The following is a 15,200-nucleotide window of genomic DNA, read 5'->3' as shown; positions in this document are numbered from 1 at the left end:
TCCGGGTTCTCATCGTGCGAATCCGGCACAGGGTATTTATCACGAACGATTGTACGTCACCGCAATGGCGGTCGACGAGCCACGGTCAGATCTCAGCGACTTCGAGACGTTCCGGGAGAGCAGGGGATACGACGTGCCGGACGTCGAAGCGCACGCCGCGCTCGCCTCCGATCTCCGGGGGGCGGTCGAAGGCGAAGTGCGGTTCGACGAGTACACCCAGATCCTCTACGCCACCGACGGGAGCATCTACCGGGCGCGTCCCGCGGGCGCCGTGCTCCCGCGAACGGTGGAGGACGTGCGGGCGACGGTGCGCATCGCCGCCGAGCACGACGCGCCGGTCCTCCCGCGCGGGGCGGGGTCGTCGCTCGCGGGGCAGGCTGTCGGTCCCGGCTGCGTCGTCCTCGACTTCTCGAAGTACATGGACGACGTCGTCGAGATCGACCCCGAGGCGCGGCGGGCGCGCGTCCAGCCGGGCGTGGTGCAGGACCACCTGGACGCGGCGCTCGCGCCGCACGGGCTGAAGTTCGCGCCGGATCCGGCGTCGTCGAACCGGGCGACCGTCGGCGGCGGCATCGGCAACAACAGCACCGGCGCGCACTCGGTCCGCTACGGCATCACCGACGCGTACACGGAGGAGCTGAAGGTGGTACTCGCCGACGGATCCCTGATCCACACGCGGGAGGTCGTCCTCGACAGCCCCGAGTGGGAGGAGATCGTCGGGAAGGACGACCTGGAGGCCGAGCTGTACCGGACCGTCCGCCGGCTCGTCGAGGAGAACGAGGACGAGATCGAATCGCGCTACCCGACGCTGAAGCGGAACGTCTCCGGGTACAACCTGCAGAAGGTGATCTACGAGGACAACCCGGCGGACGGCGTCGGGGACGGCGTGAGGAGCGCGAGCGACGCGGACGACGGCGACCGCGTGATCAACCTCTCGAAGCTGTTCGTCGGCGCGGAGGGGACGCTCGGGATCGTCGTGGAGGCGGAGGTGTCGCTCGTGACGAAGCCCGAGGAGACCGCGCTGGCGCTGTACTGCTTCCGCGACCTCGTCGAGGCGATGGAGGCCGTGCCTGAGGCGCTCACCTTCGACGTGAGCGCCGTCGAACTGATGGACGACGAGGTGTTCAGGCTGGCGCGGAACTCCGGCGAGTTCGCGCGGTACGCCGAGCCGATCCCGGAGGAGGCGGCCGCGGCGCTCATGCTCGAATTCGACTCGGAGCTGCACGAGGACTTCGAGTCGGCCGTCGCCGAGACGAACGCCCACTTCGTCGAGGAGGGGGCGGCGTTCGACGTCATCGAGGCGTACGCAGACGACGAGCAGGAGAAGCTCTGGAAGCTCCGGAAGGCCGCGATCCCGCTTCTCATGTCGCTGGAGGGGGATCCGAAGCCCTACCCGTTCATCGAGGACGCGACCGTCCCGCCCGCGGAGCTCGCTGAGTACGTCCGGTCGTTCGAGGAGATCCTCGACGATCACGGCACCTCCGCCGCGTACTTCGCGCACGCCGGGTCGGGGACGCTCCACATCCGGCCGATCCTGAACCTCAAGGAGGACGACGGCATCCAGACGATGCGATCGATTTCGGACGCCGTGACCGATCTCGTGCTCGAACACGGCGGCTCGTTCTCGGGCGAGCACGGCGACGGCCTCGCGCGGACGGAGTTCAACCCGAAGATGTACGGGCCGACGCTGTGGGAGGCGTTCAAGGAGCTGAAGACGGCGTTCGATCCCGACTGGCGGCTCAATCCGGGCAAGGTCGTCTACCGCGACGACGACCCCACGGACATGCGCGAGCACCTCCGGTACGGGGCGTCGTACTCGTCCGTCGAGCCGAACACCGCCCTCGACTTCTCCGAGGAGGGCGGCTTCGCGCACCTCGTCGAACTCTGCAACGGCTGCGGCACGTGCCGGCAGGCGAACTCGGACACGATGTGTCCGACCTACCGCGCCTCGAAGGACGAGGCCGAGACCACCAGGGGACGGGCGAACATGCTCCGAGCGGCGATAAGCGGCGAGCTCTCGGAGGAGGAGCTGTACTCAGAGCGGTTCCAGACGGAGGTGCTCGACCTCTGCGTCGGCTGTAAGGGGTGCATGAGCGACTGTCCGACGGGCGTCGACCTGGCGAAGCTCAAAGCGGAGGTGAAACACGAGTACCACGAACGCGAGGGGGCGAGCCTCAGAGAGCGGCTGTTCGCCGACATCGACCGGTGGGCGGCGATCGGGAGCAAACTGGCCCCGCTTTCGAACCTGGCGGACGCGGTGCCGGGCGCGCGGGCCGTCGCGGAACGCGCGTTCGGAATCGCATCCGAGCGGGAACTGCCGACGTTCAGGCGGACCACGCTGAAACACTGGTTCGACGAGCGCGGCGGGTGTCGCGTCCCGCGCGAGGACGCGGAGCATCGCGTGCTGCTGTTCCCCGACACGTACACGAACTACGTCTACCCGGACGCCGGGGAGGCGGCCGTCCGCGTGCTCGAAGCCGCGGGCGTCCACGTCGCGATCCCGGCGGACGTCTCGCCGAGCGGGCGGGCCGCGTTCTCGATGGGGTTTCTTGACCTCGCGCGCGAGCGCGCGGAACGAAACGTCCGTCTCCTGAAGCCGTACGTCGACGACGGCTGGTCGGTCGTCTTCGTCGAACCCTCCGACGCCGTCATGTTCCAGGACGAGTACGCGGATCTCCTCGACGGCGACGACGCGCTCGACGTTGGCGCGAACGCCTACGGCGCGCTGGAGTTCGTCGACGCGTACCGACTCGACGAGCGGTTCGCCCTGACGGACGTGACGGGGTCGCTCACCTACCACGGCCACTGCAACCAGAAGGCGACGAACAAGGACCACCACGCCGCGAGCGTGCTCCGCCGAGTGGGCTACGAGGTCGACCACCTCGACAGCGGCTGCTGCGGCATGGCCGGGTCGTTCGGCTACGAGGCCGAGCACTACGACCTCTCGCAGGCCATCGGGAGGATCCTCTTCCGGCAGGTGGACGAGAGCCGCGGCGACGTCGTCGTCGCGCCGGGCGCGTCCTGCCGGACGCAGCTCGGCGACCGTCCCGGCGCGGAGCGACCGGCGCATCCGATCGAACTGGTGGCCGCGGCGCTGGAGTAGCCGTCCCCGGCCTCGAAACCCGCAGTATGTGATGTTTAACCGTGGTTTTTTCGTGCCGTGAGCGGAAGGGTGGCGTATGTCCGACGCCCCAGTCGTGGACGAACTGACACCGCCGGAACGGACGCTCATGGGACCGGGCCCGAGCGACGTGAACCCCCGCGTGCTCCGGGCGATGAGCACGCCGCTCGTCGGTCACCTGGACCCCTCGTTCATCGAGATCATGAACGAGGTGCAGGAGCTCCTCCGGTACACCTTCCGGACCGACAACCAGTGGACCATCCCGATCAGCGGCACGGGGTCGGCGTCGATGGAGGCCGCCATCGGCAACCTCGTCGAGCCGGGCGACACGATGCTCGTCCCGACGAACGGCTACTTCGGCGGCCGGATGGAGAGCATGGCAGAGCGCGCCGGGGGCGAGGTCGTCCACGTCGACGCGCCGTGGGGCGAGCCGCTCGACCCCGCGGACGTGCGGGCGGCGTTCGACGAGCACCAGCCGGACGTGTTCGGGTTCGTCCACGCCGAGACGAGCACGGGCGTCCGCCAGCCGGACGTTCCGGAGCTGACGCGGATCGCCCGCGAGCACGACGCCTACGTGATCGCCGACGCTGTCACCTCGCTCGGCGGCGTCGAACTCCGCGTCGACGAGTGGGGCATCGACGTGGCGTACTCCGGGCCGCAGAAGTGTCTCTCCTGTCCGCCGGGGGCGAGTCCGCTCACCCTCAACGACCGCGCGATGGAGAAGGTGCTGAACCGCGAGGAGCCCGCGCGGTCGTGGTACCTCGACCTCTCGCTGCTGGAAGGGTACTGGGGCGACGACCGGTCGTACCACCACACCGCGCCGATCACGAACGTCTACGCGCTGCGGGAGGCGCTGCGCCTCGTCGCCGAGGAGGGCATCGAGGAGCGCTGGGACCGCCACCTGCACGTCGCCGGGGCGCTCAAGGCGGGCGTCGAGGCGATGGGGCTGGAGATGAACGCCCCCGACGAGTACTGGCTGCCGAGCCTGAACGCGGTGCGCGTCCCCGACGGCGTCGACGACGGGGAGGTCATCGGCTACCTGCTGGAGGAGTACGACCTCGAAATCGCGGGCGGCCTGGGCGACCTGGCGGGCGAGATCTTCCGCATCGGCTGCATGGGCCACTCCGCGCGCCCGAAGAACGTGAACTACCTGCTCTCGACGCTCGGCGACGCGCTCGACGCGCAGGGCGCGACCGTCGACGTCGACGCCGGCATCGCGGCGATGGGCGAGCGACTGGCGGACTGAGAGCCCCGCCCCGTCTTCGCGGCGTGCTAGCGTGACCCCCACGTCGCCTATCGAATCGCGCGTATTTCGGATGGTATTGATTGTCACCGGTAATTATTCTAGGTGTTAGATAGAATGATTTACAAGCAATGGGCCTCGATATTTAGTCGACCTGGGGGAAGGGAGGACGACACGTCCTGCTTCTTCATGAGCACCCCAGGGAGGCTTCAGGCCGAGGGCGCCCGGCGCGGACGGCGGGTTCGCGTCGGGCGTCTCAGTGCGAAGGGGAACGCACGCGTGTTCTCGCGTTACGGTGCTTTTCGGGGGGTTCGATCCGGGGAGCGACCCGCACGTGCGACGCGGCGCTCGTCGGTTGGTTCGTCACAGAAGCGGGCCGGGAGGGATTTGAACCACGCCGAGACTCACTTCGTTCGTCTCCTCTACTTCAAATCCCACGGCGGCGTTTTCACTGCTCACTTCGTTCGCGGGAAAACGGACCGGGAGGGATTTGAACCTCGGTCGTTCCGCTCGCGTGCGCTCGCTTCACTCCCTGATTCAAATCCTCCTGCCGATTCCTTCACCACCTCGCTGTCGCTCGGTGGTTCAGTGCACGGGCCGGGAGGGATTTGAACCCCCGACCGTCTGATTAAGAGTCAGACGCTCTGCCTAACTGAGCTACCGGCCCTCACGAGGTCATTGCCGGGGTTGATTAAAAGGCGTTTCCCTTTCGGGCGGGGCGACGATCGGCCGAGGAGGTGCCGTCGAACGCCATTTCGAACGCCGGCGCGGAGGAGACGGAGCGATTCGCGGGCGGCGCGTCGGTCGCTCCGAGGGGCCATAGAGGAGTCGATTGCTCCGTCGCCGGCGCAGCGAGAGCGCCGTATCGGTCGCTGACGCCTCCGACGGAGCCGTCGAAGACTGCGCGACGAAGCGTCGGCTACCGGCGCGATTCTCGAAAACGACGCGCGGAAGTTCGCGCGCCGAAATGTCTGAGACCCATACCCGCCGTACGGGAGGGCTGGAAGGTGAACGGGACCACCACAGCCAGGACGGCGGGTACTCTAGTGTTTTCGCGCTGAATAGTAAATCTAACGGTGGATTTCTGACCGAGAACAAGCCGACCGACCGCGCCGATTCGTCGGTCGTGACCGGGTTCGTCACCCGTGACCGACCGATCGACGACGATGACAGATTTCCGGTACGTTTGCGACCGCACCGCCGATAACACGGCGGAAGCGGCCGGGTGGTCGTCTGTCACCCGATCGACTACCGATCATTCGTACCCCTCCGACGTTCTTGTGTTTGTGAAGAACCCTGTCCAAATCCATAGCAAAGAGTGGGTGTTAAGTGTCGTCCGCGGCTAGTTCCGGTACTGATGAGTACCGGGGTCACTATCTCCTCGATGTCGACGTATGCGATTCTCGGCTGCGGGAGCGTCGGCCACATCGTCGCCGAGGAGCTCGCCGACGAGGGTAAAGACGTCCTCATTCTCGACAAGGACGAGAGCCGCGTCGAGACGCTCCGCGATCAGGATCTGAACGCGCGGCGGCAGGACATCAGCGAGCCCGCCGTGGCCAACGCCGTCGACGGACGCGACGTCATCCTCATCCTCGCGTCGGACGTTGAGGCCAACAAGGCCGCGGTTTCGGCCATCCGCGACCACGGCGGCGAGCAGTTCGTCGTCGTCCGCGCCTCCGATCCGGTCTCCGAGGACGAACTCCGCGACCTCGGGGCGGACGTGGTGATCAACCCCTCGACCGTCATCGCCGACTCGGCCCTCAGAACGCTCGAATCCGGCGAGCTCGAATACAAGGCCCGACAGCTCGCCGACATCCTCGGCGAGACGGAGGGCACGCTCGCCATCCTCACCCACGACAACCCCGACCCCGACTCGATCGCCAGCGCCGTCGCGCTGCAGGCGATCGCGCGCGAGTACGACGTCGACGCCGACATCCTCTACGACGGCGACATCGGGCACCAAGAGAACCGCGCGTTCGTCAACCTCCTCGGCATCGAGCTCCGCCAGCGCGACGAGGCCCCGCCGCTGTCCCAGTACAGCGCGATCGCTCTGGTCGACCACATGAAGTCGGGCGACCTCGACATCGGCGCGGGCGTCGACATCTTCATCGATCACTTCGAGCCCGGGACGGACGTCGACGCGCGCTTCATGGACGTCCGACCCAACGTCTCCTCCACGTCGACGATCCTCACGAAGTACATCCAGGAGTTCGACCTCAGCCCGAGCGAGGCCGTCGCCACCGCGCTACTGTACGGCATCCGGGCGGAGACGCTCGACTTCAAGCGCGACACGACCCCCGCGGACCTCACGGCGGCCGCCTACCTCTACCCCTTCGCGAACCACGAGACGCTCGAACAGGTCGAGTCGCCGTCGATGTCGCCGGAGACGCTGGACGTGCTCGCCGAAGCCATCCAGAACCGCGAGGTCCAGGGCAGCCACCTCGTTTCGAACGCGGGGTTCATCCGCGACCGCGAGGCGCTCGGCCAGGCCGCGAACCACCTCCTGAACCTCGAAGGCATCACGACCACGGCCGTCTTCGGCATCGCCGACGACAACATCTACCTCGCCGCCCGCTCGAAGGACATCCGCATCAACATCGGGAACATCCTCCAGGACGCGTTCGAGGAGATCGGCACGGCGGGCGGCCACTCGACGCAGGGCAGCGTCGAGATCCCGCTGGGCATCTTCACCGGCATCGAGGCGAGCGAGGGGAATCGCGACACGCTGCTCGCGCTGACGGAGGAGGCGGTTCGCAGGAAACTGTTCGACGCGATGGGCGTCGACGGGAGCGAGAGTAGCAACGGCAGCTAGCGGGCTCGCGAAAGCTCCCGGCGCGGGTTCGCGCGCGACCGACGGGAGGCCGGCTGTTCTACCTCCGGCGGACGTCGATTCGGCTACGCCGCGATCTCGTCGCTCTCTTCTGATTGTTCGAGCCGTTCGATGACGTCGTTGATGAGGATCACGTCCCCGACGGCCCGAACCCACCGGTACGGGATCATCACGCCCTTGCCGCGCTCGATCCGGTCGCGGAACAGTTCGTCGTTCAGCTGCGAGAGCGCGATGCCGGTGACGACCTCCTGATCGAGATCGAGGCGCACGTCCTCGACCTCGCCGACGAACACACCGTTGTTCGAGTAGACCTCTCGGCCCACGAGCGTCGTGATTTCCTGAGGCGTTTCGTCCATGTCCATGCTGTTGGAGTCCCGGGTCTTAAGCGTTCGTAGGTGCGATTCGTGACGGCGGGGTGACGGATCCGGGACGGCGGTCCGTCAGTCTCCGCCCCGCGGCGCGACGAGCTGGATCGGGTGGCGGGTCGGCCGCGAGAGCAGCGATTCGAGCTGTTCGAGACAGGACGTGCCGCTGGCCGCGATCGTCCGGCCGCGGGCCTCCGGGCTCGTAAACTGCTCCCGCAGGGGCTCTCCGACGTCCACGCTCAGCTCGTAGTACTCCGCCTTGTACCCGAACGAGCCCGCCATCCCGCAGCACTCCGTCTCGGAGGTGAGCACGTCGTAGCCGAGCTCCTCGAGGACGGCGACCGTGTGCGCTTCGAGGCCGAGCGTGCGCTGCTGGCAGTGGCTGTGGTACGCGACCCCGGCGCTCTCGGCGTCCGCGGCCCCGCGGAGGGCCGACGCGTCCGCACCGTTGCGGAGGAGCCCGTAGACGTACTCCATCGCCTCGTAGCTGCTCCCCGCGAGTCGCTCGTGGGACGTCTCCGGGAGGAACTTCGCGTACTCCCGCTCGAACATCGCCAGGTCGCTCGGTTCCACGACGACGACGTCTCGCCCGGCGTCGACGTGCTCTGCGAGCGCGCCGTACACGTCGCGGGCGTGCCGCTCGGCCGTCTCGACCATCCCCTGCGAGAGTGGCGCGCGGCCGCTCGACGCGACCGCCGGCACGCGGACGTGCACGCCGAGCGCTTCGAGCGCCCGGACGGTCGCCTTCCCGCGGTCGACCTGCACGTGGTTCGTGTAGAGGTCCGGGTAGACGACCGCCTCGCGGGCGGCGGCGGCGGCCGGGACGCGCGAGCCCCCCCTGGCGTCGAACCACTTGCGCAGCGTCTCGCGCTCGAACGCCGGGAGGTCCCGCCGACGGTCGACGCCGAGCGTCCGCTCCATCAGCTCCCGCGCGGGACCGGTGTTTGCGACCCAGTTCGACAGCGGGGCGGTCGCGCTACCGAGCTTCGCGACGGTCGAGAAGTTGCCGAAGAACCGCTTCTGGAGGCTCATTCCGGCCGGTTCCGCGTCCGGCGTGAGGCCCTCGACGAGCGGGTCGAACGCGCTCGGGTCCGCCCCGCGGTTGATGCGGTCGCGGACGACCGTGTTGATCCACGGGATGTCGATCTTCACCGGGCAGGCGTTCACACAGCGGGTGCAGCCGGTGCACAGATCGTTGAACTCGGCGGCGGTGTCGAGCCCCTCGACGCCGGCCTCCCAGCCGGTCGCGATGCCGCCGGAGTACGTCTCGCCGCCGAAGGCGTGCCCGCCGACGCTCTGGAAGTTGCCGCAGGAGTTCGAACACGCCGAACAGCGGATGCAGTAGAGCGTCTCGCGGAGCTGGTCGTCCTCGCACATCGCCGTGCGCCCGTTGTCGACGAGCACCAGGTGGAAGTCCCGCTCCGCGGCCGCGTCCGCCATCGGCGCGTCCGGGTCGTCGAAGTCGACGGTCGGCGACTCCACCGGCGGGGTGAGAAGCGAGACGTAGGAGGTGATGTCCTGCCCCGTGCCGGACCGACCGATGAGTTCGACGAACGGTCGGAGGTCCTCGACCGAGGGAATCACCTTCTCGACGCCCGCGACCGCCACGTGCGTGTCGGGGACGACGGCCGTCTTCCGGGCGTTGCCCTCGCTCGTGACGAGCGCGATCGTCCCCGTGTCGGCCGTGACGAAGTTCGCGCCCGTCACGCCCACGTCCGCGCCGGCGATGAGTTCGCCGAGCTCATCGCGGGCGAACGCCGTGAGCTCCGCCGCCGTTTCGAGCGGTTCGTCGGGCTCGAACACCTCGTTGAACAGCGCCGCGATCTCCTCACGCGACTTGTGGATCGCGGGCGCGACGATGTGGGACGGGGACTCGTCGGCGACCTGGAGCACCCACTCGCCGAGGTCGGTCTCGACGACATCGATCCCCGCGGCTTCGAGGTGGTCGTTCAGGTCGAGCTCCTCCGTGGTCATCGACTTGCTCTTGACGAGCCGCCCCGCGCCCCTGTCCTCGGCCACCCGGCGGACGTACCGGTTCGCGTCCGCGGCGTCCTCGGCGACGTAGAGCGTGCCCCCGTTCTCCTCGACGCGCTCGCGGAGCCGATCGATCAGCTCCGGCAGGCGCTCGATCGCGTCCTCCTTGATCTCCCGCGCCCGGTCCTTCAGCTCCTCGTAGTCCTCCAGGTCGGCGACCGACTCGTACCGACCCAGGTTGAACCCGCGCGTTCCCCGCGCGACCGCGTCCCCCTCTGTTCGCATCAGCCGCCGGATCTCGGCCGCCTTCGCGCTTCTCGACTCACTCATCGACCTCGCCCCCCTCGAGTATCACGACGTGGACCTCCCTCGGTCCGTGCGCCCCGCGGACGAGCGCGCCCATGTCCGCCGTCGCGCTCGGGCCGGTGGCGATGATCGCGCTGCGGTTCGCGCCCGGCGTCCGGCCCTCGCGGAGACGGGGGCCGAGTCGCTCGAAGGCCGCCCCCATGTCCGGGAGGACGTCCGACGCGCGGAGCACCGCGACGTGCAGGTCGGGAAAGAGGCTCGTCTGCTCCGCGCCGTCGGGAGTCGACTCCAGCACGAGGCTCCCGTAGTCTGCGACGGCGAACCGGGCGGCGGTGACGCCGGTCTTCGTGTCCGCGAGCTGCGCGGGCGTCGGATTCGTGACGACCGGGGTGCCGGCGAGCGAGACGCCCTCGAACGGGAGGGACGCCCCGACCGCCGGCTCCTCGACGACGGACCGGAGCGTCTCGTCGAACCCCTCGGGGTCGGTCCGCGTCCAGCCGCCCGAGCGACGCCTCGAATTCGGCGACGGTCTCGGATGCCATGTCGTCTCATGGGTGCGCCCCCCTATGTCGTTTCGGAATTCCTCAAAGTATTGACGGCGACCCCCGCGGGGGCGCGCGACGGTGAACGCGGGAGCACGGACGCGGCGGCGCCTCAGGAGAACAGGTTCCTCGTCTCCTCGGCGTCGTCGACGGTGTCACCGGCGTCGCGCTTGCCGACGGCCGAGCGGAGGATGACGTACGCCTGCGCGGCGAAGAAAGCGGCCCACAGCGCGTAGCCGCCGGGGCCGCTTCCGACGACGCCGGCCGCGGTCGCGAAGGCGGAAAAGCCGAGCCACGTCGTCAGCGTGTCGCCGACCAGGAGAACGGTGAAGTAGCCGTAGAACGACGACCCCCACCACATCGCGACGACGCGCAGCCAGCCGGGCTGGAGGTGTTCCGGCAGGCGGGTCGTGTTGACGACGAGCGTGAGCGCGGTGTACGGCCACATTATCGCCCCGGACATCGCCGCCCCGACGACGAGGAAGAAGAAGGGACCTTGCCGGGCCAGAGGCGCGCTGAAGAGGAGGATGATGAGGACGCCCCACGCGGTGAACCCCGTGAGGAGCCGCCAGAAGATGCGCGACAGGTTCCACCCCGCGTCGCGGCCGTAGGCCTCGTACAGCGCGTCGGCGCTGTTTCGGACGAAGGACTCGACGATCGCGTACTCCGTGGTGAAGAGCGCGACGAAGAGCACGAGGAACACGAGCAGCCGACCGAGGCCGCCGAGCTGCGGCATGATCCCGCCCAGCCACATTTCGAGCGCGTTCGCGGTCGTCCCGGGCGCGTAGCGGACCGAGACGGTCATGAGGACGGTGGCGACGACGAGCAGGCCGACGACGAACGTCAGGAAGTGTTCGAGCTGGACGACGCGCCACCAGCCCCGCCAGCGACGGAGGTTGAGCCGCGTCGGGCGGAAGGTGAACCCGTCGCGTTCGATCGGCTCCGGGTCGTCGCCGATGAGCGGGTTCTTCACACGACCCTGGTAGTTTCCCATCCCGTAGCCCTTCTCGCGGACCCACAGGCTCTGTGAGAGGTTGAGGTAGCCGCCGGCGCCGGCGAACGCGAGCCCGCCGAGGAAGACCGCGATGTCCATGCCGGGCGGCAGCGGTTCGACGCGCAGGACGCCCGCGGGAGCGTTCGCCAGCTCCCCGAGGGAGTCGGTGACGGTCACCAGCGCGAGGGTGGCCCCGATGGCGACGAACAGGAGGCCCACCTGGAACGCCTCGACCGCGTTGTACATCACCGACGAGACCTGGTACGACAGCCAGATGATCGTCATCAGCGCGACTGCGAGGAGCTTCCAGCTGGCTATCTCGAACCCGAAGGCCGCGGTCGTCGTCCCGCCCAGGCCGAGCGCCGTCGCGCCGACCTGCGCGGCCCCCGCGGCCCAGCCCGGCCACCCCAGGCTGACGAATCCGCCGAGGAGAAACAGCCAGGGCCAGAGCGGGTGCACGCGGACGAACGAACGGAAGACGCTCTCGCCCGTCGCGACCGTCCAGCGCTGGAGCTCCGTGTTGATGAAAAACTGCGTGACCACCCCGACAACGAACGCCCAGTAGAGACCCCAGCCGTGTTGTGCGACGAGCACCGGCCAGAAGAGCGTCTCCCCGCTGCCGAGCGAAGCGCCGAGCATGATCGCGCTGGGGCCCACGACGTGTCGGACGCGCGGGACCCGCGGGAGGTCGGCGAGCCTGAACCCGCCACCGGTCCCCCGGTCGGGGTAGTCGTCGGTCTCGGGAGCCGCTTCGAGCCTCTCGTACGGCAGCGGGACGTACCACGTCCCGCGGTACTGCTTTCCCTCGACTTCGGACGCGTAGACGGATCCCTCGTCCCCCTCGTCGGTGGAGGCGTCTTCGCTCGGCTCCGCCACGTCGTCCGAGGGATCGATGGGCCGGCTCATGAGTTCGTGTCGCACCGACTTCGCCGGCGAGCGTCCGACCGGCGGGCTGTCCGTCGATGGTGCGTCGGGGGGTGGTGGTTCCTATCGTGACATAAAACCACCTGGTCGCCGCATCCGGCGGACGCGGGGACCGACTGCCGAGCGAAGAGCGGCCGCCGAGGGAGGATCAGCCGTCGGGGGAAATCAACCGCCGAGGAAGTGCCAGATGTGGCCGCGCTCCTTCGGCGGATCGACGCCCGGAAGCTGCTTGAGCGCCGGCTGGATCGCGTTCCACCACCCCTCGGCCGATTCGAACCCGGCCGAGTGCTCGTGGTACACGTCGCGCAGGAAGTCCGCCTTCTTCGCCTCCGGGTACTCCGCGAGGTAGTCGTAAGCGGCCGACAGCGCCTCCCGGCGCGCTTCGAGCGTCGGCCCGCTCCCCGGGAGGTTCGCGGTCTCGATCGCGCGCGAAACCGCCGCCGGTCGGCCGTCCGACGGCACCTCCGGGTCGACAGGGCGCTCTATGGGTACCCACCACACGCGGCTGCGCGCGCCGACCTTTCGGGTGTCGAGAGCCCCCCGCTCCGTGAGCGCGTTGAGCTTGTTGTGGGCCGTCCGCCGCGAGCAACCCAGCGCCTCCATCACGTCGGTCGCCGTGAGCGGGCGCGCGCGGTCGTCCCGCGCCTCGAAGACTCCCATCACGCGGTCGAGCGGGATGCGGTCGGCGTACTGCCCGTGCTCGTTTCTGCGGCGGTCGGGGGTCTGTTCGCCCATGAGAAGGCCTTTACACACGAGAACATAAGCCTATGCACACGTAGCGAAGCTGTCGGTAAGGGTACAGCTCGCCAGTGCACACGAGTGAACGGCCGGTCGGACGAGCGACGTCCGTACCGGCTGTTCCGAGAGGGGGTAGTCAGGCACCCGACGGATATTTCCGGTTTGAGCCCCCCTGTTCGCCAAATTCTCCAGTGCATTCGTCTGAACAGGGGTGCTAACGCGGCGGTAAATGATCCCTGATCCATCGCCCGCCGGATCCTGATCTTTCACGGATTGCAACGATCGATAGGTATTTTTTGGTACGGTTACGCATGGCGACTCATGCCAGGAGGAAACAGGCATCCATCTGGAATAGTCACGGAGGCAGAGGTCGGCGATCGCCGTCGGCCCGCGAGCGAGCGGGGAGAACCGGAGGGCCGCCATGGCTAGCGCCGTCGACGTGCTGGTCGCGCTGCTCCCGCTTCTCACCATCGCGGTGCTGATGGTGGGGCTGTACTGGCCGGCCACGCGCGCGATGCCGGTGGCGTGGCTCGTCGCCATCGGCGCGGGGCTGTACTGGGGGATGAACGAGACGTGGATCGCCGCGTCGACCATCGTCGGGTTCATCACGGCCGCGAACATCCTCTGGATCGTCTTCGGCGCGATCCTCCTGCTGTACACGCTGAAGGAGACGGGCGCGTTCGACGTGATAAACCAGGGGTTCGCCTCCGTGAGCGAGGACCGCCGCGTGCAGGTCGTCCTGCTCGTGTTCCTGATGGGTTCGTTCATCGAGGCGGCCGCCGGGTTCGGCACGCCCGCGGCCATCGTCGGGCCGCTCCTCGTGGGCCTCGGGTTCCCGCCGCTCGCGGCGGTGGTCGTCGCCCTCACCGGGAACCTGATGGCGATCACCTTCGGCGCGGTCGGCACGCCGCTCATCATCGGGATGATAGACATCTTCGAGAGCGTCACCGGCATCCGCACCGAGGTGCTCGCCCAGCCGCAGTTCGCGAGCATCCCCGAGTGGGTCGCCCAGATCGGCGTCTTCGCGGCGACGTTCCACGGGATCGTCGGCTTCTTCCTCCCCTTCATCGGCGTCGCGATGATGACGCGCTTCTTCGGCGAGGAGAGGTCCGTCAGGCCCGCGCTGGCGGCGTTCCCGCTCACGGTGTTCGCGTGGTTCGCCTTCGTCGTCCCGTACTGGCTCACCGCCTACTTCCTCGGGCCGGAGTTCCCCGGCCTCATCGGCTCGATGGTCGGCCTCTTCGTCACGGTCGGCGCGCTCAAGGCGGGGTTCTTCCACCCCGACGACGAGTGGGACTTCGCGCCCGAATCGCGCTGGCCCGACCACTGGGTCGGCGACATCGAACCCGGCGAGTCCTCGGACCGGTCCGGTGCGGTGGCGGCCGACGGCGGGCACCCCTCGCACGCGATGTCCCTCGGGATGGCGTGGCTCCCCTACGCGCTGCTGGCGGTGCTGCTCGTCCTGACGCGGGTGTGGGACCCGCTGACGACGTTCCTGACGAGCAACCTCGTCCTCGCGTGGACCGACATCCTCGGCACCGGCCTCGAGGACGACATCGCGGTCCTCTACCTGCCCGGCGCGATCTTCGTGTTCGTCCACCTGCTCACCATCGGCCTCCACCGGATGAGCCTGGGGGAGGTGGCCGCCGCGTGGACGGAGACCGGCGAGAAGGTCACGCCCGCCGTGATCGCGCTGCTGTTCGCCGTCGCCACGGTGCAGATCATGCTCCAGTCGGGAGCGGCGGTCGACGGCGACAGCATGCTCATCGTGCTCTCCGAGGGCACGGCGGGCATCGCCGGGGCGGCGTACCCGTTCTTCGCGCCGTGGGTCGGCGCGTTCGGCGCGTTCCTCGCCGGCTCGAACACGGTGAGCGACATCCTGTTCGGAACGTTCCAGTACGGCGTCGCGGACAGCATCGGCACGCCCCGGACGATCATGCTCGGTTCGCAGGCGGTCGGCGGCGCCATCGGCAACCTCATCGCCGTCCACAACGTGGTCGCCGCGCTCGCGGTCGTCGGCCTCGTCGGCGAGGAGGGCCGCGTGATCCGGCTGGAGCTCATCCCGCTCGTCTACTACGCGACGTTCACCGGGCTCCTGACACTGCTGTTCAGCTACGTGCTGTTCCCGGGCGTCTTCTGACCGGCGGACAATCGAACGGCGGA

The 15,200-nt window shown here is 68.6% G+C and carries 8 protein-coding genes, 1 tRNA gene and 1 pseudogene; 4 read left to right on the top strand and 6 right to left on the bottom strand.

The window, feature by feature from the left end; genetic code table 11:
* The first annotated feature begins 64 nt into the window (after positions 1–64).
* Both CNO20_RS16455 and CNO20_RS16450 read left to right on the top strand, forming a co-directional pair.
* Positions 65–3,103 carry an FAD-binding and (Fe-S)-binding domain-containing protein gene (locus CNO20_RS16455; RefSeq protein ID WP_101297216.1) on the top strand — a complete coding sequence of 1,013 codons (3,039 nt, stop codon included), beginning with the start codon at positions 65–67 and terminating at the stop codon, positions 3,101–3,103.
* Between the two features lie 76 nt (positions 3,104–3,179).
* Entirely contained in the window at positions 3,180–4,367 is a 1,188-nt protein-coding gene (locus tag CNO20_RS16450) for a pyridoxal-phosphate-dependent aminotransferase family protein (protein ID WP_101297215.1), read from the top strand.
* A 590-nt stretch (positions 4,368–4,957) separates the two neighbouring features.
* Here CNO20_RS16450 and CNO20_RS16445 read toward each other — a convergent pair.
* Positions 4,958–5,031, bottom strand: a tRNA-Lys gene (locus CNO20_RS16445).
* Between the two features lie 690 nt (positions 5,032–5,721).
* Here CNO20_RS16445 and CNO20_RS16440 point away from each other — a divergent pair.
* Positions 5,722–7,176 carry a DHH family phosphoesterase gene (locus CNO20_RS16440; protein WP_101297214.1) on the top strand — a complete coding sequence of 485 codons (1,455 nt, stop codon included), beginning with the start codon at positions 5,722–5,724 and terminating at the stop codon, positions 7,174–7,176.
* 83 nt (positions 7,177–7,259) lie between these two features.
* On the opposite strand, the gene CNO20_RS16435 is transcribed toward CNO20_RS16440, so the two are convergent.
* From CNO20_RS16435 to CNO20_RS16415, 5 genes and pseudogenes are all read right to left on the bottom strand, one after another.
* A complete protein-coding gene (locus CNO20_RS16435; RefSeq protein ID WP_101297542.1) occupies positions 7,260–7,550 on the bottom strand; it encodes a PRC-barrel domain-containing protein in 291 nt (96 codons plus the stop codon).
* A gap of 84 nt (positions 7,551–7,634) precedes the next feature.
* Positions 7,635–9,863, bottom strand: coding sequence for an LUD domain-containing protein (locus CNO20_RS16430; RefSeq protein ID WP_101297213.1), 2,229 nt, complete (start codon positions 9,861–9,863; stop codon positions 7,635–7,637).
* Positions 9,856–10,338: pseudogene (locus CNO20_RS16425) on the bottom strand (LutC/YkgG family protein); the annotation flags it as partial. The gene CNO20_RS16430 and the pseudogene CNO20_RS16425, both read right to left, overlap by 8 nt.
* Positions 10,339–10,493: 155 nt before the next feature.
* Entirely contained in the window at positions 10,494–12,281 is a 1,788-nt protein-coding gene (locus tag CNO20_RS16420; RefSeq protein WP_199174894.1) for an Nramp family divalent metal transporter, read from the bottom strand.
* 183 nt (positions 12,282–12,464) lie between these two features.
* On the bottom strand, positions 12,465–13,034 hold the full coding sequence (locus tag CNO20_RS16415) for a helix-turn-helix domain-containing protein (RefSeq protein ID WP_101297211.1): 570 nt from the start codon (positions 13,032–13,034) through the stop codon (positions 12,465–12,467).
* A 424-nt stretch (positions 13,035–13,458) separates the two neighbouring features.
* Here CNO20_RS16415 and CNO20_RS16410 point away from each other — a divergent pair, with 424 nt between their 5' ends.
* Complete coding sequence (locus tag CNO20_RS16410) at positions 13,459–15,177, top strand: L-lactate permease (protein WP_101297210.1); 1,719 nt, start codon at positions 13,459–13,461, stop codon at positions 15,175–15,177.
* The last annotated feature ends 23 nt before the right edge of the window (positions 15,178–15,200 follow it).

This window comes from Halegenticoccus soli (assembly GCF_002844195.1).
GTDB classification, from domain to species: Archaea; Halobacteriota; Halobacteria; order Halobacteriales; family Haloferacaceae; genus Halegenticoccus; species Halegenticoccus soli.
Note: the sequence above shows the minus strand (reverse complement) of the source record. Positions and strands in the feature narration are given on the sequence as shown.